We start from the raw sequence: 25752 nt of genomic DNA on the forward strand, positions 1-25752 counted from the left end.
CGAATGTGTGAGGTGGACAGATATGATTCTCTCCTGTCAGAATATCAGCAAGACATTTGGATCAGAGGAAATCCTAAAGGATATTTCCTTTCATATTGAAGAAAGGGACAAGGCCGCTCTGATCGGTGTGAACGGAGCGGGCAAATCGACGCTGCTCCGGATCATTACCGGGGCTCTCAGCCCGGACACCGGAGAAGTCACCGTCACGCACGGCAAGACCATGGGATATCTGACGCAGTATCAGGACATGGAATCAGACGAGACGATCTATCAGGAGGTCCGGAAGGCAAAGCAGGACATCCTTGATATGGAGCAGCGCCTGCGGGAGATGGAGCGCCGGATGGACACAGTCACCGGCGAAGAGGCCGTTTCGCTGATGAATCGCTATACAGAGCTGATGCATGAGTTTGAGCTCCAGAACGGATATGCGGCGGAGAGCGAGATCACAGGCGTCCTGAAGGGACTCGGATTTGAGGAAAAAGATTTTGACCGCCGTCTGGGCTCCCTCTCCGGAGGTCAGAAGACACGGGTCGTTCTGGGAAAGCTCCTGCTGACAAAGCCGGATATCCTGCTTCTCGATGAGCCGACCAACCACCTGGATCTCTCCTCCATCGAGTGGCTGGAGAATTTTCTCATCAATTATCCGGGAACCGTGCTCATCGTCTCTCATGACCGGTATTTCCTGAACCGCATCGTCACGCGGGTTATCGAGATCGAAAACGGCAGATCGATGAGCTTCGAGGGAAATTATAACGAATACAGCCGGAAGAAATCGATCGTGCGCAAGGCGCAGTACAACGCGTGGGCGAAGCAGCAGGCTGAAATCCGTCATCAGGAAGCGGTCATCACGAAGCTGAAGCAGTTTAACCGGGAGAAGTCCATCAAGCGCGCGGAATCCAGAGAAAAAATGCTCGATAAAATGGAGGTACTGGAAAAACCGCAGGAAGTCAGCGCGGATATGCGCATTGAGCTGAAGCCGAGGACGGAAAGCGGCAAGGATGTGCTCACTGTGACCGGTCTGTCCAAGTCTTTTCCGGGACTCCTTCTCTTCCGGAATCAGTCCTTTGAGATCAAGCGTGGAGAACGGGTCGCAATCATCGGTGACAACGGAACCGGAAAGTCCACGATTCTGAAGATGATCAACGGCCTTCTGACACCGGATGAGGGAAAAATCGCACTCGGTTCCAAGGTCCATATCGGGTATTACGATCAGGAGCAGCAGCTGCTTGACCCGGAGAAGACGATCTTTCAGCAGATCGCAGACGACTACCCCTCTCTGACCGAAACAGAGATCCGCAATGTCCTCGCTGCCTTCCTGTTTACCGGCGATGATGTGTACAAAAAGATCTCTTCGATCAGTGGCGGCGAGCGCGGGCGTGTGTCCCTGGCCAGACTGATGCTCTCGGAGGCAAATTTTCTGATTCTGGACGAGCCGACGAACCACCTGGACATCATCTCCAAGGAGATACTGGAAGATGCCCTGAATGAGTATACCGGAACGGTGCTCTATGTGAGCCACGACCGTTATTTCATCAATCAGACGGCGACCCGCATTCTGGAGCTGACCAATCATACTCTGGTCAACTATATCGGCAACTACGATTATTACATGGAGAAAAAAGAAGAGCTGACGCGTGCCTATGCCTCCTCTCCCGCGTCTGACGGCGCGGGCGGAAAGAATTCCGGCGCGGCAGGGACAGCGTCTCTCTCCTCTTCCGGCTCCGAATCAGGAGTCTGCGGATCAGCGCCAGCCGGACAGACCGCCGCAGATGGAAATCCTGCGGCAGCCACGGATTCCTCCGGCTCCGGAAAACTGGACTGGAAAGCACAGAAGGAAGAACAGGCGAGACTTCGAAAAAAGGAAAACCGGATCCGTAAAATTGAAGAGGAAATCGAGAAACTGGAGGCGAGGAACAAGGAAATCGACGAAGAATTTCTGAAACCGGAGACCGGAACGGACCTGCAGAAATGCCAGGAACTCGCGAAGGAACAGAACGCGAACAACGACAGGCTTCAGGAACTCTATGAAGACTGGGAGACAGCTTCCGACGAAGAATGACCGGAACGAATTAATTCTATAATGGCCGGAATGAAAATATGATTGCAAAATACAGGAACAGCCGCTGTGCAGAGCTATGCACAGCGGCTGTTCCTGTATTTTCCGTGTAAGTATTTACAGCATGGAGTCCAGTGTGTCGCGGATGGCGAGGATGAAATCCTCAGAATTCAGCGTCTTCACATTCGGAAGTGTTGTGATTCTCGCGAGATCTCCGGTCATTTTTCCGGACTCAATGGTGGTGATGGTTGCCTTCTCAAGCTTATCCGCAAAATCAACAAGCTCCGGGAGCTTGTCCAGCTCTCCCCGTTTGCGAAGAGCGCCGCTCCATGCGAAGATAGTGGCTACGGAGTTCGTCGAAGTCTCCTCGCCGCGCAGATGCTTGTAATAATGTCTCTGAACGGTTCCGTGAGCAGCCTCGTACTCAAAATATCCGTGCGGGGATACCAGAACAGAGGTCATCATCGCGAGGGAACCGAAGGCGGAGGACAGCATATCACTCATGACATCTCCGTCGTAGTTTTTGCAGGCCCAGATGAATCCGCCCTCCGATTTCATGATTCGGGCAACCGCGTCATCGATCAGTGTATAGAAGTAGGTGATGCCGCAGGCCTCGAATTTTTCCTTGTAGTCGTTGTCATAGATCTCCTGGAAGATATCCTTGAAGCGGTGATCATAGGTCTTGGAAATCGTGTCCTTTGTGGCAAACCAGAGATCTTCCTTTCTGGAGAGGGCATAATCAAAGCAGCTTCTGGCAAAGCTTGTGATGGAATCATCCAGGTTATGTGTGCCCTGTACGACACCCGGTCCGTCAAATTTGTGAACCAGCTCTGTCTTCGTGATTTCTCCGTCGTCGGAGGTATACACCAGTTCAACCTTACCTGCCTTCGGAACACGAATCTCTACGTTGCGGTAGACATCTCCGTAAGCGTGACGGGCGATGGTGATCGGCTTTTTCCAGCAGCGGACTACCGGTTCAATTCCCTTTACGATAATCGGTGTGCGGAACACGGTGCCGTCCAGCATAGCACGGATGGTTCCGTTCGGGCTCTTCCACATCTCCTTGAGATTGTATTCCTTCACGCGCGCGGCATTTGGCGTGATGGTCGCGCATTTTACGGCAACGCCGTATTTTTTTGTCGCCTCGGCGGAATCTCTGGTGACCTGGTCGTTCGTCTCATCGCGGTGCTTCAGCCCGAGGTCATAGTACTCGGTCTTGAGATCGATATACGGAGTGAGCAGATCATCTTTGATCATCTGCCACAGGATCCGGGTCATCTCATCTCCGTTCATTTCAACGAGAGGCGTCTTCATCTGAATTTTTCCCATTATTCTGTACCTGCCTTCTATTTCGGATTCTTTCGCGATATTCTGCGGTCTGTCCCGGAATCATTGTCCGTGAAGATTCCTGACGGATCCTTCGTTATTACATGGACTTGATACGATCAATCGCCTCCACGGTCTTCTCATAGGTACCGAATGCCGTCAGGCGGAAGAAGTGTTCGCCGCTCGGGCCGAATCCGGAACCGGGTGTTCCGACGACATGAACATCTTCGAGAAGATGATCGAAGAAATCCCAGGAGGTCATGTGATCCGGGGTCTTGAGCCAGATGTACGGAGCGTTCACTCCGCCGTATACGGTGTATCCGGCATCCTTCAGTCCGTCATAGATGACACGGGCGTTCTTCTGATAGTAGCTCACCTGCGCGCGGATTTCCTTCTGCCCTTCCGGTGTGAAGACGACTGCGCCGGCCTTCTGAATGATGTAGGGAGCGCCGTTGTACTTGGTGCCGTGGCGTCTTGCCCAGAGATCGTGGAGAGAAACGCCGTCCGCGTCACGGAGATCCTTCGGAACAACGGTGAAGCCGAGACGTACGCCGGTGAAACCGGCATTTTTGGAAAAGCTGCGGATTTCGATGGCACAGGTCCTTGCTCCCTCACACTCATAGATCGAATGGGGAACATCCTTCTCTGTAATGTATGCCTCATAGGCGGCGTCGTAGAGGATGACGGCTCCGATCCGATTCGCGTAATCCACCCACTCCTGAAGCTGAGCCTTGCTGATGGTCATTCCGGTGGGATTGTTCGGATAGCAGAGGTAGATGATATCCGGATTTTCCTTCGGAAATTCCGGTGTGAAATTGTTGGCTTCGGTACAGGGCATATAGATGAAATTGGAGTATCTCTGCTCGGAAGGAATCCATTCGCCGGAGCGGCCTGCCATGACGTTTGAATCCACGTATACCGGGTATACCGGGTCGCAGACGGCAACCTTCGCGTCCTCACTGAAAATCTCCTGAATATTGCCGGAATCGCTCTTGGCTCCGTCCGACACAAAGATTTCATCCGCGCTGATCTCGCATCCTCTTCCCTTGTACTCATCAGCAATCGCGTCCCGGAGGAAAGCATATCCGAGATCCGGAGCGTAACCGTGGAAGGTCTCCTTTTTGCCCATTTCATCTACAGCCTTGTGAAGTTCGTCGATAATGACCGGAGCAAGCGGTTGTGTGACATCGCCGATCCCGAGACGGATAATATTCGCATCCGGGTTGGCCTCGGTATAAGCTGCGACCTTCTTCGCGATGGTGGAAAAAAGATAGCTTCCCTGAAGTCGGAGGTAATTCTGATTTGCTTTAAACATCGGTTATTTCTCCTCTCTGTATTTTAATGCGGCTGCTACAAATCCGCGGAACAGCGGATGCGGGCGGTTTGGACGGCTCTTGAACTCAGGATGTGCCTGGGTTCCGATATAGAACGGATGATCCTCTTTCTTAAGCTCGATCATTTCCACAATGTGGCCGTCCGGCGAAATACCGGAGAGCACCATGCCGGCGTCCGTGAGCGGCTTGCGGTAGTCGTTATTGACCTCATATCTGTGTCTGTGACGCTCGTGAATCAGGCTGGATCCATACAGCTCTCTCGCAATGGTGCCTTCCTTCAGCTCACAGGGGTAGGAACCGAGTCTTAAGGTGCCGCCAAGATCTGTGACATCATTCTGGTCGGGCATCAGGGCAATCACCGGATGCATGGTGTCGGGATCAAGCTCAATGCTGTGGGCGTCGTGATATCCGCACATATTCCTTGCGTATTCGATAATCGCAACCTGCATTCCGAGACAGAGACCGAGGTATGGAATCTTGTGTGTCCGTGCATACTCTGCGGCAGCAATCATTCCGTCAACGCCTCTGCCGCCGAAACCGCCGGGAACAATGACGCCGTCTACATCGCCAAGAACCTCAGCCACATTGTCCCGGTTCAGTTTCTCGGAGTCGACCCAGGTCAGATCTACCTCCGCGCTGTTCTTGATTCCGCCGTGCTTTAATGCCTCGACAACGCTCAGATAAGCGTCATGAAGGGCAATGTACTTCCCGACGAGAGCGATGGTGACGTGGTGCTTCAGATTCCGGAGGGACTCTACCATATCGGTCCAGTCGGAGAGATCCGGCTCCGGGTCTGAGAGATGCAGACATTCAAGTACAACGTCGGCCAGATTTTCCTTCTCCATGGCAAGCGGTGCCTCATAGAGATATTCCACATCCAGATTCTGAAGAACATGGCTGCTCGGAACGTTACAGAACAGGGCAATCTTGTCCTTGAGACTCTGACTGAGCGGGTACTCGGAACGGCATACCAGAATATCCGGCATGATTCCGATGCTCTGCAGAGCCTTTACAGAAGTCTGCGTCGGCTTGGTCTTCAGCTCTCCGGAAGCCTTCAGATAAGGAATCAGGGTGACATGGATCATGATGGCGTTTTCATGGCCGATATCATGCTGGAACTGACGGATCGCTTCAAGGAAAGGCTGGCTCTCGATATCGCCGACCGTGCCGCCGACCTCGATGATGGCGATCTTCTCTTCATCCTCTGTCTTCGCGCGGTAGAACCGGCTTTTGATCTCATTGGTGATATGGGGAATAACCTGAACCGTACCGCCGCCGTAATCGCCGTGGCGTTCCTTCTGCAGAACGGTGGAATATACCTTACCGGTGGTCACGTTGGAATTGTGATCAAGGTTCTCGTCGATAAAGCGCTCATAATGCCCCAGATCAAGATCGGTTTCCGTTCCGTCGTCGGTGACGAAAACCTCACCGTGCTGGATCGGGTTCATGGTTCCCGGATCCACATTGATGTAGGGATCAAACTTCTGCATGGTGACACTGTAGCCTCTGGCCTTCAGAAGCCTTCCCAGTGAAGCAGCCGTAATTCCCTTTCCAAGGCCGGATACAACGCCGCCGGTTACAAAAACATATTTAACAGACATTCACTCCTCCTCCTGCCGGGCATGCGTGCCGCAGCGTATATATGGTTGCGCCCCTTTCCGCGAAGCCAGAACTATTTATGGCGCCGCCTGCAGCAGGGCTGTTTATTGATCGATTGGACGGTATCAGGCGGCTCGCCGATGCTCAGATGCCTTCAAAGGCATCGCGGATCTCATGGTCCGGAACCTCCATGGGATAGTTGCTGTCAAAACATGCCTTACAGATCGGAAGGTCGCCAACCATGTCCTGAAGCTCGCCGATCTGCATATACCCCAGCGAATCCGCGCCGATGCGCTGGCGGATTTCCTCTGTGGAATTCTGCGAAGCAATCAGCTGCTTGTTGGACGGCACGTCAACACCGAAATAGCAGGGATGAAGAAATGGCGGTGAACTGATCCGCACATGAACCTCCGTCGCTCCGCATTTCTTCATGGTGTGAATCAGATTGGTGATCGTGGTGCCGCGGACAATCGAGTCATCTACGAGCACGACTCTTTTCCCCTTGACAACGGACTTTATGACGCTCAGCTTGATCTTAACGCTGGATTCACGCTCATCCTGACTTGGCTTGATAAACGTCCGGCCGACATAGCTGTTCTTGTGAAAAGCGATGCCGAACGGTATGCCGGACTCCATCGCGTAGCCCTGCGCGGCTGCCAGTCCGGAATCGGGTACGCCGACAACGATATCTGCCTCTACGGGGTAGGTCTTTGCGAGAGATGCGCCCCCGCGGATTCTCGCGTCATAGACGGCGATGCCGTCGATCTTTGAATCGAGACGGGCAAAATAGATATACTCGAAGATACAGCGCGCCTGCTTCTCTCTCGGAATGACACAATCCATGAATTCTGAATGAATCTCTCCGTTCTTATCGATGGTGACGATCTCACCCGGCTTCACGTCGCGGATGAATTCCGCGTCGATGGAATGAAGAGCGCAGCTCTCGGACGCGAGAATGTATGCCCTGTCTCTCTTTCCGATGCACAGCGGACGCAGGCCCCACGGGTCCCGGACACCGATCAGCTTGCGCGGACTCATCATGACGAGCGCGTAAGCTCCTCTGAGCTGTGTCACCGCTTTTTTGACCGCGATTTCAATGCTCGGCGTTTTGACGCGTTCCCTGGCGATGCAGTAGGCAATGACCTCGGAATCAATGGTTGTGTGAAAAATCGCTCCGGTGTTCTCCATTTTTTCCCGAAGCTCATAGGCATTTACAAGGTTTCCGTTGTGCGCCAGAGCGAGAGAACCCTTGATGTAATTCAGGACAAGCGGCTGTGCGTTGTTCACGTTGAGCGCGCCGGAAGTGGAATAACGGACATGGCCGACACCGATGTTGCCCTTCAGATTCTGAAGCTCATCTCCCTTAAATACCTCGTTCAGAAGCCCCAGTCCGCGGTAGGAATTCACGCGTCCTTTCGGCCCGTTGGTATTGGACACCGCAATGCCGCAGGATTCCTGTCCGCGGTGCTGCAGAGCTTCCAGACCAAAATAGATGGTCCTGCTGACATCTCCGCCGTCCGGATCATAGATTCCGAACACACCGCACTCCTCTTTTAAGCCGGATTCATAATTTGTCATCAGCTTCCTCCAGTTTCTGCTGTGTGAAAAATGAATAGCAAAAATAAAACCACTCTATTATACTACATATTCTCTGCGGAGTAATCGCACAAGTTCGCTAAAATGCAAAAATGGATCAACCGAAAGAAAAGCATATTTTACAAACGAAAAACTCACCCTCCGCCGGGAAAGGAAAGATCCCCCGCAGACAGTGAGTCAGAACTTATGGAGCGACTCCCAGACAGGAAAGCGCGAGATTCAAGGATTCTCTCACCGCCTGTCTGCGTACCTCGTTTCTGGATCCTGTGAAATTGTATTTTCTGACCTCGCATCTGCCGTCAAAACAGCAGCCGAGATAGACAAGACCTGCCGGAAATTCCTCTGTTCCACCCGGACCGGCGACACCGGTGGCGGAAAGGCAGAGATCCGCTTTGGCCGTTCTGGCACCGCCCTTTGCCATCTGGCGGCACACCTGCGGGGAAACCGCCGTGTATTTGCGCAGGGTCTTTTTCTTCACACCTACAAGCCGGTGCTTTGCCTCGTCGCAGTACGTGATAAAAGCCTCCTTCAGTACATCCGATGCGCCGGGCACATCGATGATTCCGGAAGCAATGCCTCCTCCGGTACAGGATTCCACCGTTGTGATCAGAAGCCTGCGCTCCCGGAGAACTGCCACCAGTCTCTCCGCAGCGGAAGAATATCCGGTATCATCCGTATTATCCGCGGAAATATTATCTGTATTATCCGTCGAAATATTATCCATACCCTTAGAGAAAGAATTTTCCGTAACCGTATCAGCAAGATGATTCATATTAGAATTTCTCAGGCCTCCTCTGCAGTCCGATCTTATATCATAGAGAAAGAATAACCTCTCCTAACTGACTGAATGAAATGATGAGTGACACGGAATGATCTCTGATCAATGACACAGAATTATTTCTGATTGCCGAGTACCGCCTTGTTCTTGATCAGATAATCCAGAAGCGAAATCACAGTGAGAACAGTCGCGATGACAATCAATACGATCTCAAACGGTCTCCAGGAAGGAACATTCAGCAGAAGCACGATAATCATAACCATCTGTGAGATTGTCTTCGCCTTGCCCCAGTAGCTGGCGGCTATGACAATGCCGTTGTCCGCGGCAATCAGACGGAAACCGCTGATGATAAACTCCCTTGCGATAATGATGACCACGACAAATGCAGGAATCTCACCGGATCCGGCAAACAGAATAAGAGCCGTGCAGACCAGAAGCTTATCCGCCAGAGGATCCATGAACTTTCCAAAATCCGTGATCAGGTTATATTTTCTGGCAATGTAGCCGTCGGCAGTATCTGTCAGACTGGCCGCGATGAAGATAATCAAAGCGATATATCTGGCCCAGTTCTGAGGAAGATACATAAAGATCACGAAGAAAGGAATCATGACCATTCGAAGACAGGTCAGCTTGTTGGGTAAATTCATATCGTTTTCCTCCCTCATCCCTCTGATTTGCTCAGAAGATCCATGGTATCCTCGTCGATCAGTTCACCAATCAGATCATATTCGAGAGCGCCGGTCACGGTCGCCTTCACAAAATCCCCGGTATTCAGCGTTTCCGGAGTCTGAATGAAGATCAATCCGTCAATGTTCGGCGTATCCGCGTAGGTGCGGCCGACATAGGCGTTTTCATCGCTCATGTAGCCCTCGATGAAGACATCCAGCGTGCGGCCGATCAGATTCTCGTTCCGCTGCTTTGATACTTCCTGCTGCAGAGTAAGAAGACGGTCCTGTCTGTCTTTCCGGATTTCTTCGTCGATCTGACCGTCAAAAGATGCGGCAGGCGTTCCCTCTTCCTGAGAATACGTGAAAACACCGAGACGGTCAAATTTCATTTCACGGATAAAATCACAGACCTCTTCATGCTGCTCCTCGGTCTCTCCCGGGAAACCAGTGATCAGAGTGGTTCTGAGCGCAATGTCCGGAATCTCGAGGCGGAGATTTTCAATGATCCGCACCAGATCATCATGGCTGGTTCTGCGCCCCATCCGCTTCAGAATCTCGTCATTGGAATGCTGAATCGGAAGATCAAGATAATGACAGACCTTAGGAAGCGTCTTCATCGCCTGTATCATCTCCGGGTAGATCTCTTCCGGATAGCAGTACAGAATCCGGATCCAGCGGATTCCGTCAATTTCAGAAAGCTTCTCAAGCAGGATATGAAGAGACTTCTTTCCATACAGATCGATTCCGTACCGGGTCGTCTCCTGCGCCACGAGAATCAGTTCCCTCACTCCGTCCTCCGCGAACTGACGCGCCTCCCGGATCAGATCATCCATGGGAACACTCCGGTAGGGGCCCCGCATTCCCGGGATCGCGCAGTAGGTGCAGTGCTTGTCACAGCCCTCGGCGATTTTCAGGTATTCATAGAAGCCTCCGGTTGTCATGATCCGTTTATCCGCGTCTTCCGGAATTCCGTTCAGGGGCTCCAGAATCGACGGCCGTATCCCGTTTCCGACCTGAAGAATCGCATCCTCGATCTTGTTGTAGCTGTTCGTTCCGATGATCGCGTCAACCTCGGGGATCTCCTCCAGAACCTCCTGACGGTAGCGCTCCGCCATGCATCCGGTGACAATCAGCGCGGTGCAGCGACCCTCGGTCTTATACCGGGCCATATCCAGGATCGTCTGAATGCTCTCTTCCTTTGCGGAATCGATAAAGCAGCAGGTATTGATAATAATAATATCCGCCTCGGTCTCGTCGTCCGTCATCTCGTAGCCATGACCGGCAAGCTTGCCGAGCATGCGCTCGGAATCCACAAGATTCTTGTCGCAGCCAAGAGAGATAAATAAAATCTTCATTGAATTATTCGGCTGCGTCATCATCTTCCTCTTCATGCGGGAGAATATTGACCTTTCCCTCATAGAGCTCATCCACGGCGATGGAGAGCGGCTTTCTCTCTTTTCCGTTCCGGTCAACAGCCGCAACCTTCGGCTCTGCACCGTCAATCAGCTGACGCGCGCGCTTGGAGGTCGCAAGGACGATGGAATAACGGCTTGTGACAAGCGGCGCTTCCTCCTGATCCTGACCCTTGTTAATCTTCTCAATCATTTCCACATAGGAAGGATGTATCATTTTCTGTGCTCCTCTCTCTCTCTCAGCTCTCCGCGGATCTCGCGGATAAAATCTCTCTGATGACTGGTCTGCAGATGCTGCGACTGAATCAGCAGATGCAGCTGATCGACACATTCCTCAACGGTATCATTCACCAGAATATAATCATAATGTTCCATGCTCTCAGCTTCCTCGACCGCCCGGGCCATCCGCTGCTGAATTACTTCCTGCGTTTCCGTCCCTCTGCCGGTGAGCCGCCTCTCCAGCTCTTCGGCGCTCGGAGGCGTTACGAAAATCAGCACGGTATCAGGCCGTTTTTTCTTAACCTTCAGAGCACCCTGAATCTCGATCTCCAGGATGACATCCTTTCCAAGGTTCAGCTGCTCATCCACATATGCCGCCGGTGTCCCATAGGAATGGTTTACATAGCATGCATACTCCAGAAATTCATCATTTCTGATCATCCGGGAAAATTCTTCCTCGGTCTTATAGAAGTAGTCTACGCCGTCCCTCTCGCCCGGTCTCGGGCTTCTGGTTGTCGCCGACACAGAAAGCGCGTAATTATCATATTTCTCCAGGAGCCTCTTCATCAGAGTTCCCTTCCCGGATCCGGAAAAACCGGAAAGAATCACCAGTATTCCCTTGCTCATGACAGATCATCGGTCCTTTCATCAGATATATCATTGGAAAAATCACTGCCGGCGTTGAAACGGCGCGTTATCGTTTCGGGCTGCAGAGCGGACAGAAGAATCCTGCCGTCCTCCAGAACCAGAACCGCCTTGGTTTTGCGTCCCTGACTCGCGTCAATCAGAAGCCCGTTATCCCGGGCGTGTGACACCATGCGCTTGATCGGCGCTGCCACCGGACTCGCGACGGCAAGAACCTTGTCAGTATTCACCGCGTTTCCAAAGCCGATATTGATCAAACGTGCCATTAAACACCTCCGTGCCCTGCACTTTCAGGCTTCTTGCATTATATCCTTGCAGTACAAAAAAAACAACAGAAAGATATAAGCATCCGCGCCATGTTCCGGGAGATCACTCCACGTTCTGCACCTGTTCGCGGATCTTTTCAATACCGGTCTTCAGATCCACACCAGTATTCGAGGTTTCCAGATCGTTTGCCTTCGATAGGATGGTATTCGCCTCCCGGTTCATCTCCTGTGCCAGAAAATCGAGCTTTCTCCCGATTCCGGTTCCGAGGATAAGCGTGTCCCGCATATTCTGGATGTGACTCTTCAAACGGACCGTCTCCTCATCGGTGCAGATCTTATCCGCAAACAGAACCACTTCTGCCGCGATGCGGCTTTCATCGATCTGGGAATCCTCAAGCAGATCTTTGGTTTTCTCTTCCAGACGATTGCGGTATTCCGCGATAATCATGGGCTCCCGTTCAATGACCTTGTCCACATCCGCTTCCAGCTCATCGAGCTTGGACAGAAGATCTCTGCGGAGATTCTCACCCTCCAGATTGCGGGAATGCCGGAAGTTCTCAGCTGCCTCCCGGATGACGTTCTCCAGATCCTTCCAGAGTTCATCCTCGTCCATCTCCTGCTCTTCCATTGTCAGAACATCAGGAAGATTCATCATCTTTGAGACCGTGAGATCATTTGGAATCGAGAAGTCTCTCTCGATCTCCTCCGCAAAGCTCATATACTGCTTTGCAAGCTCCGGGTGGTACTTCAGAGTTGCGTTGCCCTCTGTGAAATCCTCATAGGTGATAAAAATATCGATCTTGCCCCTCTGCGCGTATTCCTTGATCAGTGTGCGGATCTTCGATTCAAATGCGCTGAACTTTTTCGGGGCTTTGACATTCAGTTCGAGAAAGCGATGATTGACCGATTTCAGCTCGACGCTGATTTTCCATCGGTCATTCTGGGCTTCCGCCCGGCCAAAGCCGGTCATGCTGTAAATCTTTTCGGACATATTCTCTTTACCTTTCGGGTAATCTTCCTTGCACATACAAAAAACGGATGCGGCGTTCCGGCTGCTGTCGCATATATCTGTCCGTGCGGCTGCGTCCGTATCTGAACACACAAATACATGTTAAGTATAAGTCAATTCCCGCTGTTGTGTCAAATTGTATTCGGATTCCCCGCTCGCCGCACATGAATACTTCGCATTCGGCTGCGGCTCACTGTTCGCGTAAATAAGACAGGCGTATTTCAGATACCCTGTATTCCTGGCAAGACAGAGGTATTGTCAGGCCTCTTCAATGAGACGGTTCATCATATTCAGAACCCGCTTTTTGTCGGCGCTCCACAGTGGAGCCAGAAGCAGCTTTTTCGGTCCGTCTCCGGTTAACCGGTGGATGACAATCTCCGGCGGAAGGATCTTCAGACATTTTACGACAAGCCTGCAGTACTCCTCCATATCCGGGAGCGGAAAAGGATGGATCCGATATTCCTCCGCCAGACGGGTGCCCTTCAGAATATGAAGAAGCTGCAGCTTCACTCCGTCCGGAAGCGGACAGAGAGATGCAAGATACCGGACGGTCTGCAGCATCATCTCCTCCGTCTCTCCGGGAAGCCCCAGTATGACATGAACGATTACGGTAAGTCCCGCATCCTTCAGGCGGCGGTAGGCATCCTCGAACACCGGGAGACTGTACCCACGGTGAATACGTTTCGCGGTTTCTTCATGTATGGTCTGAAGACCGAGCTCAACCCAGACCGGTTTCCGTTCGTTGAGTCTCTTCAGCATGGATATTTTGTCGTCCCCGAGGCAGTCCGGTCTTGTGCCGATTGACAGACCTGCAATTTCCGGCTGCTCCTCCGCCTCGGAAAAGATACGTTCAAGTCTTCGGGTATCTCCGTACGTATTGGTAAAGGACTGGAAGTAGGCGATAAACCTGCGGTCTTCCATTGCCAGAGTCTTCGGGAGCTTCGGATCAATTCTCTTCCTGGCCGCCGCAATCTGCTCTCTCACTGGAGCGGGATCCGCGGCAAAATCGCCGGAACCGCCTTCCGAACAGAACGTACAGCCTCCGAATCCGAGAGTTCCGTCCCTGTTCGGACAGGTGCATCCCGCCGAAAGGGACAGTTTGTAGATTTTCTGACCATAGGTCTTCTTTAATTCTTCAGAAATTCTTCGTATTTTCATCTTTTCATCACACCCCAGCGATATTCTTTGCATATGCGTGCGAGCCGATAAGCACCAGCGGCAGCACTACAATCCACAATCAACTGCGATACTCTTTGCGTATGCGTGCGAGCCGATAAGAAGGGCTGTCTGCGTGGATCCAGCATCACCTGAAGATATTCTTTGTGAATGTGCAAATTCTGACACATTATCCCTTGCGAGGCAGTTGGATTTCTTTCGTTTGTTGTGTATAATATCCTGTAAATGCTTACGCTCCACAAGCAAGCCGCGGCAAACGGAATAAGCTGCGGATTGCTTCATACCTTGCAAGCGTGGCGCGGCAAATTGTATAAGCTGCGGATTGCTTCATGCTTCGCAAGCGGGAACGCGGCAATATCTGAGTAATTTTAGTACCCTGCGGTGCCATCAGGGGTAAAGCCAGCGCATCGCGGACAGGAATTTGAGGAATTTATATGGCTTTAGACGGTATCACAATATCAAATATCCGCTCCGAGCTGGAGCATACGCTTGCGGGAGGACATATATCGAAAATCATCCAGCCCGAGCCGGATGAACTGATCTTCACGATAAAAAATAACGCGAAGACTTACCGGCTTCTTCTGTCGGCAAGTGCTTCTCTTCCGCTGGTCTATATCACGTCTTCCGGGAAGCAGGCGCCGATGAACGCGCCGAATTACTGCATGCTGCTGCGGAAGCATCTGGCCGGCGGACTTCTCGAATCGGTCACCCAGCCCGGACTGGAGCGTGTGCTTTCCCTGAATGTCCGGCACAGAGATGAGCTCGGGGATCTCCGGAGCTGGCGCCTGGTCATCGAGCTCATGGGAAAGCACAGCAACATCATCCTGATCAGCGATCAGAACAAGATTGTGGATTCCATCAAACGGGTATCCTTCAATGTCAGTTCCGTCCGCGAGGTTCTGCCCGGAAGGGATTACTTCATTCCGGAGACACAGAACAAAAAGGATCCGCTCGACATCAGCGAAGAGGATTTCAGCAGAGTCGTTTTTTCAAAGGATGCGCCTGTCATGAAGGCGGTCTACGGCGGTCTGCGCGGCATCTCCCCCGTCATGGCTGAGGAAATCTGTTACCGGGCCGGCATTGACAGCGACGCTTCCGCCTCGGAACTTCAGGATGCGGAACGGGTACATCTGTATCATACCTTCTCACGAATGATGGACGATGTAAAGAACGAAAAATTTGAGCCGGCAATCTATTATAAAGGAAAAGATCCCTTCGAGTATGCTTCTGTTCCGCTGACGCAGTACGGAAATCTCAGGAAGGAAGGCTTCGATACAATTTCATCACTGCTGGAACAATATTACGCGGAGAAGGAACTCAGGACCAGGATCCGGCAGCGTTCCATTGATCTGCGGAAGGTTGTTCAGACAAGTCTGGAGCGCAGCGGGCGAACCCTGCAGCTTCAGGAAAAACAGATGCATGATACCGAAAAGCGGGAGAAATATCGCATTTACGGAGAACTGCTGAATACTTATGGATACAGTCTGACACCGGGAGCGAAGGAACTGAAAGCAGTCAATTATTATAACAACGAACCCACCACGGTTCCGCTGGATCCGACGATGACTGCAGCACAGAACGCAAAGAAATATTTTGACCGTTACAACAAGCTTAAGCGCACCGCAGAAGCGCTGGAGCAGCGGATCAAGGGCACAGAAGCGGATGTGGAGCATCTCGAGAGCATTGCGACATCTCTGGAGATCGCCCGCGACGAAAAGGATCTGCAGGAAATCCGGCAGGAACTGGAAGACTACGGCTATCTCCGCCATCACGGACCTTCGGGAAGAAAGAAAAAGCAGGAGGCCGCACAGCCTCTGCACTACCTTTCGTCTGACGGCTTTGACATGTACGTTGGAAAAAATAACTTCCAGAACGAAATGGTTACCTTCAAAATTGCCTCCGGCAGCGACTGGTGGTTCCACGCGAACGACATTCCGGGCTCACATGTGATTGTCAAAACAAATGGAAAAGAGCTCCCGGACCGCACCTTCGAAGAGGCAGGCAGACTTGCCGCCTATTACTCCAAGGCGAAAAACGCGCCAAAGGTAGAAATCGATTACACGCTTCGGAAGAATCTTCACAAGCCGAACGGCGCAAGACCGGGATTTGTCCTGTACCACACAAACTACTCGCTTATGGCCGAACCGGATATTTCCGATCTGAGGGAGGTATAAGCGGATTCCTTATAGGGAGTGCTATGCATTTACTGTTCCCTTTGAGAGCGCGTGGTTCGAAAGCGCAGAAGGATAACCTGCAATTTGTGACACTGGTTTTCAGATAACTGTTAACAGGGAAAGTATAATGATTCATTCGGATTTTTGAATCATTTGAAATCATTTGAATAAGGGGATATCATGGCAGACACAAAGAAATTGCCCTCTTCCTTGCAAAGGGGTCGGAAGAAGGTCAGATCGACGGCAAATATCGGCTTTGATCAGCCGGTCCGTACAAAATTGAAGCATCGATATATGGCGGATATCCAGACCGGACTGACGAAGGAACAGGTTGACGAATATACGAGACATGGCTGGGACAACCGGTCGGTCGCTCCGCCTTCGAAGACGGTCGGACAGATCATCAAGGGGAATACGCTGACTTATTTTAACGGAATATTTCTGCTGCTCTCCGTACTCCTGATTATCGCCGGCTCGTATCGTGACCTGTCCTTTCTGCCGATCATTATCGCGAATGCGATGATCGGTATCGTTCAGGAGATTGCAGCCAAAAATACACTGGATAAACTGAACGTCCTGAACGCTCCAAAGGCAAAAGTCGTCCGTTCCGGCAAGATCAGAACAATACCGGCGGAAAAGCTGGTTCTTGATGACATCGTTATTTTTTCCGCTGGAAATCAGATTCCCGCAGACGCTGTTGTTGTCGACGGGCAGGTGAAGGTCAATGAATCGCTGCTGACCGGTGAATCAGACGAGATCTCCAAGAAACCGGGGGACAAGCTGATGTCCGGATCCTTCATCGTATCCGGAAGCTGCTATGCCCGACTGGAAAAAATCGGTGAGGACTCGTATATCAACAAGCTGACGACCCAGGCAAAGGCAGCCCGGGAGGGAGAACAGTCGGAAATGATCCGTTCACTGAACCGGATCGTTATGATTGCCGGCATCAGCATCGTCCCGATCGGGATTCTCCTGTTCTATCAGTCCTACTGGCAGCAGGGTCTTGAGCTTCAGGAAAGCATTACTTCCATGGTAGCCGCCGTGATCGGAATGATCCCGGAAGGCCTCTATCTGCTCTCCAGCGTCACCCTTGCGGTCAGTACCGGTAGACTCGCGCTGAAAAAGGTCCTGGTGCACGATATGAAGTGTATCGAGACACTGGCAAGAGTTGATGTTCTCTGTGTCGATAAGACCGGAACAATCACCGAGAACAAGATGCTGATTAACGACGTGATTACACTCCCGCCGTATGAGGAGGACGCGACGATACCGGCAATCGAGGAACTGCTGAGCGACTTTTCGGCGGCACAGAAGGCGGACAACATCACGATGCAGGCGATGAAGGATCATTTCACCAGCACCTCGGGCGCACGTCCGATCGCTGTGACCGGATTCTCTTCTGCCTGGAAGTATTCCAGTGTCACCTTCCAGAGCGGCGCGTACGTGCTAGGCGCACCGGAATTTGTTCTGAAGGAGGACTACCACCTGTATCAGGACACCATTGAGGAGCAGAGCCGGAAGGGCTATCGCGTACTTGTGTTCGGGAAATATCAGGGCACGCCGGACGGAAATGAGCTGACCGGGCAGGTTACCGCGCTCTGTCTGGTCGTCGTGAAGAACAAGATCCGCAAGGATGCGGACAAGACCTTCCAGTTCTTCCACCGCCAGAATGTTGAGGTCAAGGTCATCTCCGGAGATAATCCGGTAACGGTGTCCGAGGTTGCGAAGCAGGCGGGAATCGCGAATTCCGACCTGTACATCGACGCGACGACGCTGAAAACGAAGGAAGATATTTATGACGCGGTGACCCGTTACACGGTCTTCGGCCGCGTGACGCCAAACCAGAAGCGTGAATTTGTCCACGCGCTGAAGGCGCATGGACGTACCGTTGCGATGACCGGTGATGGTGTCAATGATGTTCTCGCTCTGAAGGACGCGGACTGCTCCGTTGCCATGGCTGCGGGCTCTGACGCGGCGGCTCAGGCCTCCCAGCTTGTTCTTCTCGACAACGATTTCGCGCATATGCCGGAAATCGTTATGGAAGGACGGCAGGTTGTCAACAACATGGAGAGATCCGGAAGTCTCTTCCTTGTAAAAAATATCTTCTCCCTGCTGCTCGCGGTCTTCTCGATCATCGCCGGATTCACCTATCCGCTGAGGCCGTCACAGATCTCCCTGATCAGTATGTTCACCATAGGCCTTCCCGGATTTCTGATGTCACAGATTCCGGATCACACACTGATCCACGGAAGATACATGAGCAATGTCCTGCTGAAGGCAATGCCGGCTGCGCTCACCGATTTTATTGTCGTTGCGAGCCTGGTTGTATTCGGAGAAGTTTTCGATGTGAGCTCGGTGGATATCTCGACAGCCTGCGCGATACTGATGGCGATTGTCGGATTCATGATCCTGTTCCATATCATTAAGCCCATGGATCGCTACAAAACCGCGATCTGGCTGGTGTGTGTGGCGGGCATGACCCTGTTCCTCCTTCTCTTCCATTCCTTCTTTGGCATTACGGGAATGTCGATGCGCTGCATCATGCTGTTCGTGGTCTTCTCGATCACGACAGAACCGATTCTCCGATATCTGATCCGACTCATAAGACTTGTGAACATCGGATACAACCGGCTGAGGGACCGCTTTTCGGAGAGATTTTCCTGATTGAAAATAAGGAGCATACATTTTCAGGATGAATGCTTCTCAGGACGATTGCCTCTCAGGACGATTGCTTCTCACGGCGGATCTTCTTACAGCAGATCTTCTTACAGCGGATCCTTCTTTCCGTTCACAGAAACGGGAGACCGCAGATGAAACAGGTCCATGATCATTCATTCATGGCGGTTCATCTGCGGTCTCTTTTTGCTTATAACGGACACGAGGACTGCTGCCCTGCAATGCGGGAAGCAGTCCTCGTCTCATCAATTTACGCGAACAGTGAGCCGCAGCCGAATGCGAAGTATTCGTGTGCGGCGAGCGTCGCGATAGCGAGATAAAACTCGCGCAGCGTGTTTTATCTCGTTTTCAGGTTCTGCCCGGATTGCCCTGCACAGAGCATCCAGGTATGCACAGGGCAGCCAGGCAGGTATCAATCTTGTCCTATCAGACAGGGTAAGCCTTGTCTTCCTTGTCGCCCTTGGAAGCGTCCACGCCGGTCTTCTGCGCATCTCTGTACTTGAAGAAGTCCATGGCAACCTGCGGGAACAGCGCGTAGCTGAGGGTGTCCTCAGGCTGCTCCTTGTACGCGGAAACCTCTTTTTCGAGCTTGTCCATCTCAGGAGCGATGTCATCTGCAGGACGATGCGTGATCGGCTTCGTATCGCCGAGCGCTTTCTTCTGCAGCTCCGGGTTTACCGGATCCGTGGTCTTGCCGTATTTGCCGGCAAGGATATCCTTCGTCTCCTGTGTGATCATCTTGTAGCGCTCTCCCATGATCACATTGAATACTGCCTGCGTTCCGACAATCTGAGAAGAAGGAGTAACCAGCGGCGGATTTCCGAGATCCTTACGAACCTTCGGAACCTCTTCCAAAACATCGTAATATTTGTCTTCTGCGTGCTGCTGTTTCAGCTGACTGGTCAGGTTCGAAAGCATGCCGCCCGGTACCTGATATACGAGAGTCTTGATATTAACGCCCATATTCTTCGGATTCAGCAGTCCGTTGTCCAGGCACTCGTCTCTGTACGGACGGAAGTAATCGGCGATTTCCTCCAGAAGCTTCATGTCAAGGCCGGTATCATAGGGCGTGCCCTGGAAGGTCTTGACCATAACCTCTGTAGCCGGCTGGGAGGTTCCCATCGCAAACGGTGACATTGCGGTATCAATGATGTCAACGCCTGCCTCGACTGCCTTCAGATAGGTCATGGAAGCCACACCTGAGGTGTAATGGGTGTGAAGCTCGATCGGAAGGCTCGTTGCCTCCTTCAGAGCGGTTACAAGCTCTGTTGCCTCATAAGGCAGAAGCAGACCTGCCATATCCTTGATACAGATGGAATCTGCTCCCATCTCCTCGATTGCCTTTGCCTTGGAAGTCCAGTAATCCAGCGTGTAGGAATCTCCCAGGGTGTAGGACAGGGCGATCTGTGCCTCCGCGCCTTTCTCCTTCTTCGCTGCCTTTACACAGGTTTCCAGGTTGCGGAGATCGTTCATGCAGTCAAAGATACGGATGATATCAATGCCGTTTGCAACGGATTTCTGTACAAAATACTCGACCACATCATCTGCATAGGGCTTGTATCCGAGGATGTTCTGACCACGGAACAGCATCTGCAGCTTGGTGTGCTTGAAGCCGTCACGCAGCTTGCGGAGTCTGTCCCACGGATCCTCATGAAGGAAACGCAGACAGGAATCAAATGTTGCGCCGCCCCAGCACTCTACTGCGTGATAGCCGACCTGATCCATTTTATCTACGATTGGAAGCATCTCAGACGTGGGCATACGAGTCGCAATCAGTGACTGATGCGCATCACGAAGAATTGTCTCCATGATTTTAACCGGTTTTTTCTCAATTTCAGCCATTCTAAGCTCTCCTATTTGTTATGACCCCGCAGACCATGACATGTATCCGGTCATGTTCTGCGGGTAAACTTATACAGTTTATAGTATTGATGTATACAATGTATCGTACGGCGGCCATGTACATATCAAAGTGCCCCGCCATCGGGGTCTGGCCGTCTTCTGTCTGAAGGATCCGGGGATTTACTTGACACCGTATACAGCCATGAAGGTACCGGCTGCTACCGCGGTACCGATAACACCTGCCACGTTCGGTCCCATCGCATGCATCAGCAGGAAGTTGGTCGGATCTGCCTCCGCGCCGACCTTCTGAGATACACGGGCTGCCATCGGAACGGCGGATACACCGGCGGATCCGATCAGCGGATTGATCTTGCCGTGGGTCAGGAAGCACAGAAGTTTGCCGAGCAGAACACCTCCGGCTGTACCGAAGATAAATGCCACAAGTCCGAGAACGACGATCTTCAGTGTATCCGCGTTCAGGAATGCTTCGGCACTTGTTGTCGCGCCGACAGAAGTACCCAGAAGGATAACGACGATATACATCAGCGCGTTGGAAGCAGTCTCTGTCAGCTGCTTAACCACTCCGCTCTCACGGAAGAGGTTTCCAAGCATCAGCATACCGACAAGCGGAGCAGTCGTCGGAAGAATCAGACATACGACTACGGTGATAACGATCGGGAACAGGATCTTCTCCAGTTTGGAAACCGGGCGAAGCTGTGCCATCTTGATCTTGCGCTCCTTCTCTGTGGTCAGAAGCTTCATGACCGGCGGCTGGATGATCGGAACCAGGGACATATAGGAATATGCCGCCACGGCGATCGGTCCCATCAGCGCGGTCTGTCCGAGCTTTCCGCACAGGAAGATGGATGTAGGACCATCCGCACCTCCGATGATGGAGATGGCTGCCGCAGCCTTTCCGTTAAAGCCCATGAAGATGGCCAGGAAATATGCGACATAGATACCAAGCTGTGCCGCGGCGCCCATCAGGAAAGAAATCGGGTTTGCGATCAGCGGACCGAAGTCTGTCATTGCGCCGACGCCCATGAAGATCAGGGACGGCAGAATTGACCATCCGTCAAGCTGGAAGAAGTACCAGAGCAGACCGCCGGCCTGGCTGGAGCCGGAAGCTGTTACCGTCGGCGCCGCCATGATGTCGGGATAGATGTTTACAAGGAGCATTCCGAATGCAATGGGAACCAGCAGAAGCGGTTCAAAATCATGAGCGATTGCAAGGTACAGAAATACAAACGCAACAACGATCATGATGACATTGCCCCAGGAAATATTAAAAAATGCAGTCTGATGAATCAGATTGTTCAGGGTTGTTGCTATCATTTTATTACCTCCGGGTGATATGTGCAGAATCTTGCGGGAATCAGTTCATTGTAGCGAGAACGTCACCGGATTCTACCGCATCACCAACGGCAACGTTAATGGACGCAACGGTGCCGTCCTTCGGAGCAACGACCGGGATCTCCATCTTCATTGCTTCCAGTGTTACAATCGCATCGCCGGCGGATACAGATGAACCTACAGCAGAATCCACTCTGACGATTTTTCCGGGAACAGAAGCGGTAACCGGTGTAGATCCCTGTGCGCCGGAAGAAGCGGGAGCTGCTGCCGGTGCCGGTGCGGGAGCCGGAGCGGGAGCTGCAGCCGGAGCTGCCGCAGGAGCCGGTGCTGCCTGCTGAACCGCACCATTTGTAATGCCTTCCTCAACGGTAACCTGATAAACGGTACCATTCACTGTAATTGTGTAATTCTTCATAATTGGAATTTCCTCCTTAATTAACGTCAATGAAACGTCAGTAATTAAACGTCAGTCAAGCGTTCCTCTTCGAGAACGAAATCTTTTATACACGCTTCCATCTTCTGGTACCGACCTTGCGTACCGAACGAACTACATATCCGCTTCCGGAAGGATTGTCCTCCATGGCAGCTGCAATTGCTGCAGCAATTACTGCGGCGATCTCGGGATCATTTGCGTCAAGCCTGGCTGCAGAATCTGCTGTGCTTTTTTTGCCAGCCGGAACGGCCGCAGATCTGGTTGCCGCCGGCTGTTCAGCTTTTTTTGAGGTTGCTGCCCCTGCGCTCTGTTTCGCTTTCTTGGCGTTTGAATCCGGGATAAAACGGAACAGGCTGATCACAAAAATCAGGATGATCAGAATCGCAAATACGGTGATCAGACCGACGGCCATGTTCTCAGCTGCAGAAGCCATTTTCTCTCCGAGCGAGTACTGCGTCGTCATTTCATAATTGACAAGCCCTGAAGGAACGATGTTTCCATTTACAACAGTCTCAGCGGTGTTGAAATACATCGTGACATCTGATTTGTAGTGTTCAAAGGAAACAACCGCGTTTACGACAATTGTCTTGTCACTGGAGTCGTTCTGATTTACGCTGACGGAGTCAACGCTCTGGAATGCTCCAAGCTCGTCTCTGTCTTCCATCCAGGCATCATACAGAACGGAGTATCCCTGACCGTTCTGGTCAAGGCTCTTCAGATCATCGTCGCTCAGTGTGTATACCTGATTCAGGAAGGAGGTAACCGAATCCACATACTGGGAGGCGGTGTCCTCATCCACGCTCGCAAATACAGGCATCGCGCTGAACAGGAAGGTCATGCATAATGTCAGGAGAAGGAGCACAGATATTTTTTTCTTCATTGTTTTCATATCTTCAACCTCTCTTATACAGTGCCGTGTTTCTTGTCCCGGCGGAACTCTCTCTTCGTGAAGAGCATGTCGAACGCTCCGATCAGATACTTTCTCGTCTCGGAAGGATCAATCACAGTGTCCACATATCCCCGAGCCGCGGCGGATTTTACGCTATTCTGAAGCTCATCGTACTTCGCTGCCTCTGCCTTGATGGTCTCGCCATCCTTGCCGTCATACATGATCTTTGCAGCTGCGAGAGAATCCATCATGCCGATTTTCGCGTCCTTCCAGGCATATACGAGATCCGCGCCGATGGACTTGCTGTTCATGGTCAGATATGCGCTGCCGAAAGCCTCGCCGGTGATGACATTGATCTTCGGGGTCGTTGCGTTCGCAAATGCGAAGGTAAGCTTTGCTACCGCGTCAGCCATGTTGTTCTCGGAACACTTCACCGCCTTGAAGCCGGTAACATTTGTGAAGGTAACAAGAGGAATGGAGAAGGCGTCGCAGAAATTCACGAACTCCGCCGCTTTCTTCGCGCCGCGGGCGCTGATCACCTTTCCGTATTCTTCTTTGCTTCCGTCTTCCGCGTATTTTGCGGACCGGTTCGCGACAACGCCGACGGTATAGCCGTTCAGCTTGATGAATGCCGTTGTCATATCCGGGCCAAAGGCAGGCTTGGATTCAAAAAATACTCCATCGTCACTGATGCGAGGAAGCATAAGCGCCGGATCCTCGATGCAGTTTGCGAGATCCGCGCTCACACGGTTCAGATCATCCGTCGTCTCTGCGTAGGACATATCATCTTCATTATTAGAAGGAAGCATATTCACCAGAGCGCGCATCTGTGCGATGATCTCCGCCTCTGTGCCGGTTCCGTCAACATTTCCGGTCTCGGAAGCCTGATAGTCAGCCGCGGAGGTATCACAGGAAGATTCGTTGTTGCCGGCAAGAGCGTTCGGAGAATTCACAAACAGCTTCGCTTTTCCTGACTCCATGAATGTGAAATCACCCATTGACGGAACAATCGCCATACCGCCGCCACAGGTACCGAATATACCTGTGATCTGCGGAACCACGCCGGACGCGTCCGCCTGTGCCATGTAAATCTGACCGAAAGCGTTCAGACCATCGGTTGCCTCTTCCAGCCGAAGACCTGCGCAGTCGATCAGTCCGATTACCGGAGCGCCTGTCTTGATGGCAAGCTCATAGATCCTTACGATTTTCTTTGCATGCATCTCACCGACAGTTCCCTTCAATACGGAAGCGTCCTGACTGTAGACGTATACAGGGTTGTTGTCGATCAGACCGTAGCCCGTGATTACGCCGTCTGAAGGAGCTTTCTTCTCAGACATGCTGAAATCGGTACTTCTGGCGGTGACGCCGGCTCCGATCTCAACAAAGCTGCTCGGATCAAGGAGGGAATTAATTCTCGTTCTTGCCGCGCTTTGCGTACTGTTGCTCATATCTTTACCTCCATAAATGATTAAAAAAACCAAATTTTTTCACAAATACTACTATAGCTTGTTTTTATTGTTATTTCAACACAAATGGCAGGGATATATTCTGCTCACGACATAGAAAAAGATCCTGAAATCGTTTCACTTTTTGTTAGCTTTTTCACAAAAAAAGCATTGACTTTTCATGAAAATATAATATATGGAGTGGCACAAGAGTGTTCGTAAATACTATGAGAATAATCGAACACACATATGGGCTGCGAGCTGCTGCATATGATGCATAGGGAAACAAAAAGAAATCTGTTAGCGTTCATAATCATAGAAATATATTTGGACATATCAGATATTATACATCGGAAGCGTTCAAAAACAGGTGCACATTAATGGATACATATGTAAATGGGTCAGAAGCTGAAAACCAGTAGGTGTTAATCAGCCATAAAATAAAATGAGAGCAGAAAACCACTCCATTCGGATAATTGATCTTCTACTCTCATCAGATTAGTATTCTTCTTTTTTGTGACGGAAAATACTTCTAAAATCGTTCAGCCCTTCAGTCCTCGTGTCTGACGGTCCATATCCTCCACCACAATATCAAAAATCTCACCGAGAGATCTTCCGTATTTCAGAATATCCCAGGGCTCATTTGTGTGGAAATGGATCTTGATAAGATCCTCATCGCCCGCGGCAATCAGACTGTCGCCTTTGAAATGCTCAGTGATATACTCAGAGATCTCATCCTCATCCAGATCCTCGCCCTCAATCAGGAGCTGGGTATCATAGCGGAATTCAAGTGTCTGTTTTGGAAGTTTCATGTTCTTTCTCCTTACATATTTATTGTCCCTTACGCTTTGCGACA

Annotated in this window: 22 protein-coding genes; 4 read left to right on the top strand and 18 right to left on the bottom strand. The window is 51.5% G+C overall.

Features of this window, described 5'->3' with window-relative positions; translation table 11 throughout:
* Window positions 1-22 precede the first annotated feature (22 nt).
* Window positions 23-2059, top strand: a complete 2037-nt coding sequence (gene abc-f / locus ACTQ1O_RS04170; RefSeq protein ID WP_441486241.1) for a ribosomal protection-like ABC-F family protein — start codon at window positions 23-25, stop codon at window positions 2057-2059.
* Window positions 2060-2173: 114 nt separating this feature from the next.
* On the opposite strand, the gene ACTQ1O_RS04175 is transcribed toward abc-f, so the two are convergent.
* The 12 genes from ACTQ1O_RS04175 to ACTQ1O_RS04230 all read right to left on the bottom strand — a co-directional run bounded on the left by ACTQ1O_RS04175 (window position 2174) and on the right by ACTQ1O_RS04230 (window position 14066).
* The gene (locus tag ACTQ1O_RS04175; protein ID WP_441486242.1) at window positions 2174-3385 is read right to left on the bottom strand and encodes an NADP-dependent isocitrate dehydrogenase; all 1212 of its coding nucleotides are present in this window, start codon (window positions 3383-3385) and stop codon (window positions 2174-2176) included.
* A 97-nt stretch (window positions 3386-3482) separates the two neighbouring features.
* Window positions 3483-4697 (bottom strand): LL-diaminopimelate aminotransferase, encoded by a 1215-nt coding sequence (locus tag ACTQ1O_RS04180; protein ID WP_441486243.1) that lies wholly within the window; start codon window positions 4695-4697, stop codon window positions 3483-3485.
* Window positions 4698-4700: 3 nt separating this feature from the next.
* Entirely contained in the window at window positions 4701-6317 is a 1617-nt protein-coding gene (locus ACTQ1O_RS04185; RefSeq protein WP_441486244.1) for a CTP synthase, read from the bottom strand.
* Between the two features lie 142 nt (window positions 6318-6459).
* A complete protein-coding gene (gene purF, locus ACTQ1O_RS04190) occupies window positions 6460-7893 on the bottom strand; it encodes an amidophosphoribosyltransferase (RefSeq protein ID WP_441486245.1) in 1434 nt (477 codons plus the stop codon).
* 202 nt (window positions 7894-8095) lie between these two features.
* Window positions 8096-8683 carry a CinA family protein gene (locus ACTQ1O_RS04195; RefSeq protein WP_441486246.1) on the bottom strand — a complete coding sequence of 196 codons (588 nt, stop codon included), beginning with the start codon at window positions 8681-8683 and terminating at the stop codon, window positions 8096-8098.
* Window positions 8684-8805: 122 nt separating this feature from the next.
* Window positions 8806-9336: a CDP-diacylglycerol--glycerol-3-phosphate 3-phosphatidyltransferase gene (pgsA, locus tag ACTQ1O_RS04200; protein WP_441474345.1), complete on the bottom strand. Its 531-nt coding sequence runs from the start codon at window positions 9334-9336 to the stop codon at window positions 8806-8808.
* Between the two features lie 14 nt (window positions 9337-9350).
* Window positions 9351-10712: a 30S ribosomal protein S12 methylthiotransferase RimO gene (rimO, locus tag ACTQ1O_RS04205; RefSeq protein ID WP_441486247.1), complete on the bottom strand. Its 1362-nt coding sequence runs from the start codon at window positions 10710-10712 to the stop codon at window positions 9351-9353.
* A 4-nt stretch (window positions 10713-10716) separates the two neighbouring features.
* Window positions 10717-10986 (bottom strand): DNA-directed RNA polymerase subunit omega, encoded by a 270-nt coding sequence (gene rpoZ / locus ACTQ1O_RS04210; RefSeq protein WP_441100066.1) that lies wholly within the window; start codon window positions 10984-10986, stop codon window positions 10717-10719.
* Complete coding sequence (gmk, locus tag ACTQ1O_RS04215) at window positions 10983-11615, bottom strand: guanylate kinase (protein WP_441486248.1); 633 nt, start codon at window positions 11613-11615, stop codon at window positions 10983-10985. Before gmk ends, rpoZ begins: the two co-directional genes overlap by 4 nt.
* The gene (locus tag ACTQ1O_RS04220; RefSeq protein WP_441486249.1) at window positions 11612-11899 is read right to left on the bottom strand and encodes a DUF370 domain-containing protein; all 288 of its coding nucleotides are present in this window, start codon (window positions 11897-11899) and stop codon (window positions 11612-11614) included. The genes gmk and ACTQ1O_RS04220 overlap by 4 nt, the downstream gene beginning before the upstream one ends.
* A 103-nt stretch (window positions 11900-12002) precedes the next feature.
* A complete protein-coding gene (locus ACTQ1O_RS04225; protein WP_441486250.1) occupies window positions 12003-12890 on the bottom strand; it encodes a YicC/YloC family endoribonuclease in 888 nt (295 codons plus the stop codon).
* Window positions 12891-13166: 276 nt separating this feature from the next.
* Window positions 13167-14066, bottom strand: a complete 900-nt coding sequence (locus ACTQ1O_RS04230) for a TIGR01212 family radical SAM protein (RefSeq protein ID WP_441486251.1) — start codon at window positions 14064-14066, stop codon at window positions 13167-13169.
* Between the two features lie 452 nt (window positions 14067-14518).
* On the opposite strand from ACTQ1O_RS04230, the gene ACTQ1O_RS04235 reads away from it, so the two are divergent.
* From ACTQ1O_RS04235 to ACTQ1O_RS04245, 3 genes are all read left to right on the top strand, one after another.
* Window positions 14519-16258, top strand: a complete 1740-nt coding sequence (locus ACTQ1O_RS04235; protein ID WP_441486252.1) for an Rqc2 family fibronectin-binding protein — start codon at window positions 14519-14521, stop codon at window positions 16256-16258.
* Between the two features lie 180 nt (window positions 16259-16438).
* Window positions 16439-18922: a cation-translocating P-type ATPase gene (locus ACTQ1O_RS04240; protein WP_441486253.1), complete on the top strand. Its 2484-nt coding sequence runs from the start codon at window positions 16439-16441 to the stop codon at window positions 18920-18922.
* A gap of 146 nt (window positions 18923-19068) precedes the next feature.
* Window positions 19069-19254 carry a hypothetical protein gene (locus tag ACTQ1O_RS04245; protein ID WP_441486254.1) on the top strand — a complete coding sequence of 62 codons (186 nt, stop codon included), beginning with the start codon at window positions 19069-19071 and terminating at the stop codon, window positions 19252-19254.
* Window positions 19255-19360: 106 nt separating this feature from the next.
* Here ACTQ1O_RS04245 and ACTQ1O_RS04250 read toward each other — a convergent pair whose 3' ends face one another.
* The 6 genes from ACTQ1O_RS04250 to ACTQ1O_RS04275 form a co-directional block, all read right to left on the bottom strand.
* Complete coding sequence (locus ACTQ1O_RS04250) at window positions 19361-20776, bottom strand: oxaloacetate decarboxylase subunit alpha (protein WP_441486255.1); 1416 nt, start codon at window positions 20774-20776, stop codon at window positions 19361-19363.
* Between the two features lie 180 nt (window positions 20777-20956).
* Window positions 20957-22111: a sodium ion-translocating decarboxylase subunit beta gene (locus ACTQ1O_RS04255; protein WP_441486256.1), complete on the bottom strand. Its 1155-nt coding sequence runs from the start codon at window positions 22109-22111 to the stop codon at window positions 20957-20959.
* Window positions 22112-22151: 40 nt separating this feature from the next.
* Window positions 22152-22544 carry a biotin/lipoyl-containing protein gene (locus ACTQ1O_RS04260; protein WP_441486257.1) on the bottom strand — a complete coding sequence of 131 codons (393 nt, stop codon included), beginning with the start codon at window positions 22542-22544 and terminating at the stop codon, window positions 22152-22154.
* An 85-nt stretch (window positions 22545-22629) separates the two neighbouring features.
* Window positions 22630-23451, bottom strand: a complete 822-nt coding sequence (locus ACTQ1O_RS04265) for an OadG family transporter subunit (RefSeq protein ID WP_441486258.1) — start codon at window positions 23449-23451, stop codon at window positions 22630-22632.
* 14 nt (window positions 23452-23465) lie between these two features.
* Entirely contained in the window at window positions 23466-24899 is a 1434-nt protein-coding gene (locus ACTQ1O_RS04270) for an acyl-CoA carboxylase subunit beta (protein ID WP_441486259.1), read from the bottom strand.
* A gap of 539 nt (window positions 24900-25438) precedes the next feature.
* On the bottom strand, window positions 25439-25708 hold the full coding sequence (locus tag ACTQ1O_RS04275; RefSeq protein WP_441100046.1) for a kinase to dihydroxyacetone kinase: 270 nt from the start codon (window positions 25706-25708) through the stop codon (window positions 25439-25441).
* Between the last annotated feature and the right edge of the window lie 44 nt (window positions 25709-25752).

The organism is Bilifractor sp. LCP21S3_A7, assembly GCF_052118825.1.
Taxonomy (GTDB): Bacteria; Bacillota; Clostridia; order Lachnospirales; family Lachnospiraceae; genus Bilifractor.

What these genes read in the sequence shown, in the direction of transcription:
- rpoZ (WP_441100066.1), bottom strand. Translation starts at nt 10,986, where the DNA reads ATGATACATCCTTCCTATGTGGAAATGATTGAGAAGATTAACAAGGGT.
- ACTQ1O_RS04265 (WP_441486258.1), bottom strand. Translation starts at nt 23,451, where the DNA reads ATGAAAACAATGAAGAAAAAAATATCTGTGCTCCTTCTCCTGACATTA.
- ACTQ1O_RS04185 (WP_441486244.1), bottom strand. Translation starts at nt 6,317, where the DNA reads ATGTCTGTTAAATATGTTTTTGTAACCGGCGGCGTTGTATCCGGCCTT.
- ACTQ1O_RS04230 (WP_441486251.1), bottom strand. Translation starts at nt 14,066, where the DNA reads ATGAAAATACGAAGAATTTCTGAAGAATTAAAGAAGACCTATGGTCAG.
- ACTQ1O_RS04275 (WP_441100046.1), bottom strand. Translation starts at nt 25,708, where the DNA reads ATGAAACTTCCAAAACAGACACTTGAATTCCGCTATGATACCCAGCTC.
- ACTQ1O_RS04175 (WP_441486242.1), bottom strand. Translation starts at nt 3,385, where the DNA reads ATGGGAAAAATTCAGATGAAGACGCCTCTCGTTGAAATGAACGGAGAT.
- ACTQ1O_RS04220 (WP_441486249.1), bottom strand. Translation starts at nt 11,899, where the DNA reads ATGGCACGTTTGATCAATATCGGCTTTGGAAACGCGGTGAATACTGAC.
- ACTQ1O_RS04270 (WP_441486259.1), bottom strand. Translation starts at nt 24,899, where the DNA reads ATGAGCAACAGTACGCAAAGCGCGGCAAGAACGAGAATTAATTCCCTC.
- gmk (WP_441486248.1), bottom strand. Translation starts at nt 11,615, where the DNA reads ATGAGCAAGGGAATACTGGTGATTCTTTCCGGTTTTTCCGGATCCGGG.
- purF (WP_441486245.1), bottom strand. Translation starts at nt 7,893, where the DNA reads ATGACAAATTATGAATCCGGCTTAAAAGAGGAGTGCGGTGTGTTCGGA.
- ACTQ1O_RS04260 (WP_441486257.1), bottom strand. Translation starts at nt 22,544, where the DNA reads ATGAAGAATTACACAATTACAGTGAATGGTACCGTTTATCAGGTTACC.
- pgsA (WP_441474345.1), bottom strand. Translation starts at nt 9,336, where the DNA reads ATGAATTTACCCAACAAGCTGACCTGTCTTCGAATGGTCATGATTCCT.
- rimO (WP_441486247.1), bottom strand. Translation starts at nt 10,712, where the DNA reads ATGAAGATTTTATTTATCTCTCTTGGCTGCGACAAGAATCTTGTGGAT.
- ACTQ1O_RS04245 (WP_441486254.1), top strand. Translation starts at nt 19,069, where the DNA reads ATGAAACAGGTCCATGATCATTCATTCATGGCGGTTCATCTGCGGTCT.
- ACTQ1O_RS04250 (WP_441486255.1), bottom strand. Translation starts at nt 20,776, where the DNA reads ATGGCTGAAATTGAGAAAAAACCGGTTAAAATCATGGAGACAATTCTT.
- ACTQ1O_RS04240 (WP_441486253.1), top strand. Translation starts at nt 16,439, where the DNA reads ATGGCAGACACAAAGAAATTGCCCTCTTCCTTGCAAAGGGGTCGGAAG.
- ACTQ1O_RS04225 (WP_441486250.1), bottom strand. Translation starts at nt 12,890, where the DNA reads ATGTCCGAAAAGATTTACAGCATGACCGGCTTTGGCCGGGCGGAAGCC.
- ACTQ1O_RS04255 (WP_441486256.1), bottom strand. Translation starts at nt 22,111, where the DNA reads ATGATAGCAACAACCCTGAACAATCTGATTCATCAGACTGCATTTTTT.
- abc-f (WP_441486241.1), top strand. Translation starts at nt 23, where the DNA reads ATGATTCTCTCCTGTCAGAATATCAGCAAGACATTTGGATCAGAGGAA.
- ACTQ1O_RS04180 (WP_441486243.1), bottom strand. Translation starts at nt 4,697, where the DNA reads ATGTTTAAAGCAAATCAGAATTACCTCCGACTTCAGGGAAGCTATCTT.
- ACTQ1O_RS04235 (WP_441486252.1), top strand. Translation starts at nt 14,519, where the DNA reads ATGGCTTTAGACGGTATCACAATATCAAATATCCGCTCCGAGCTGGAG.
- ACTQ1O_RS04195 (WP_441486246.1), bottom strand. Translation starts at nt 8,683, where the DNA reads ATGAATCATCTTGCTGATACGGTTACGGAAAATTCTTTCTCTAAGGGT.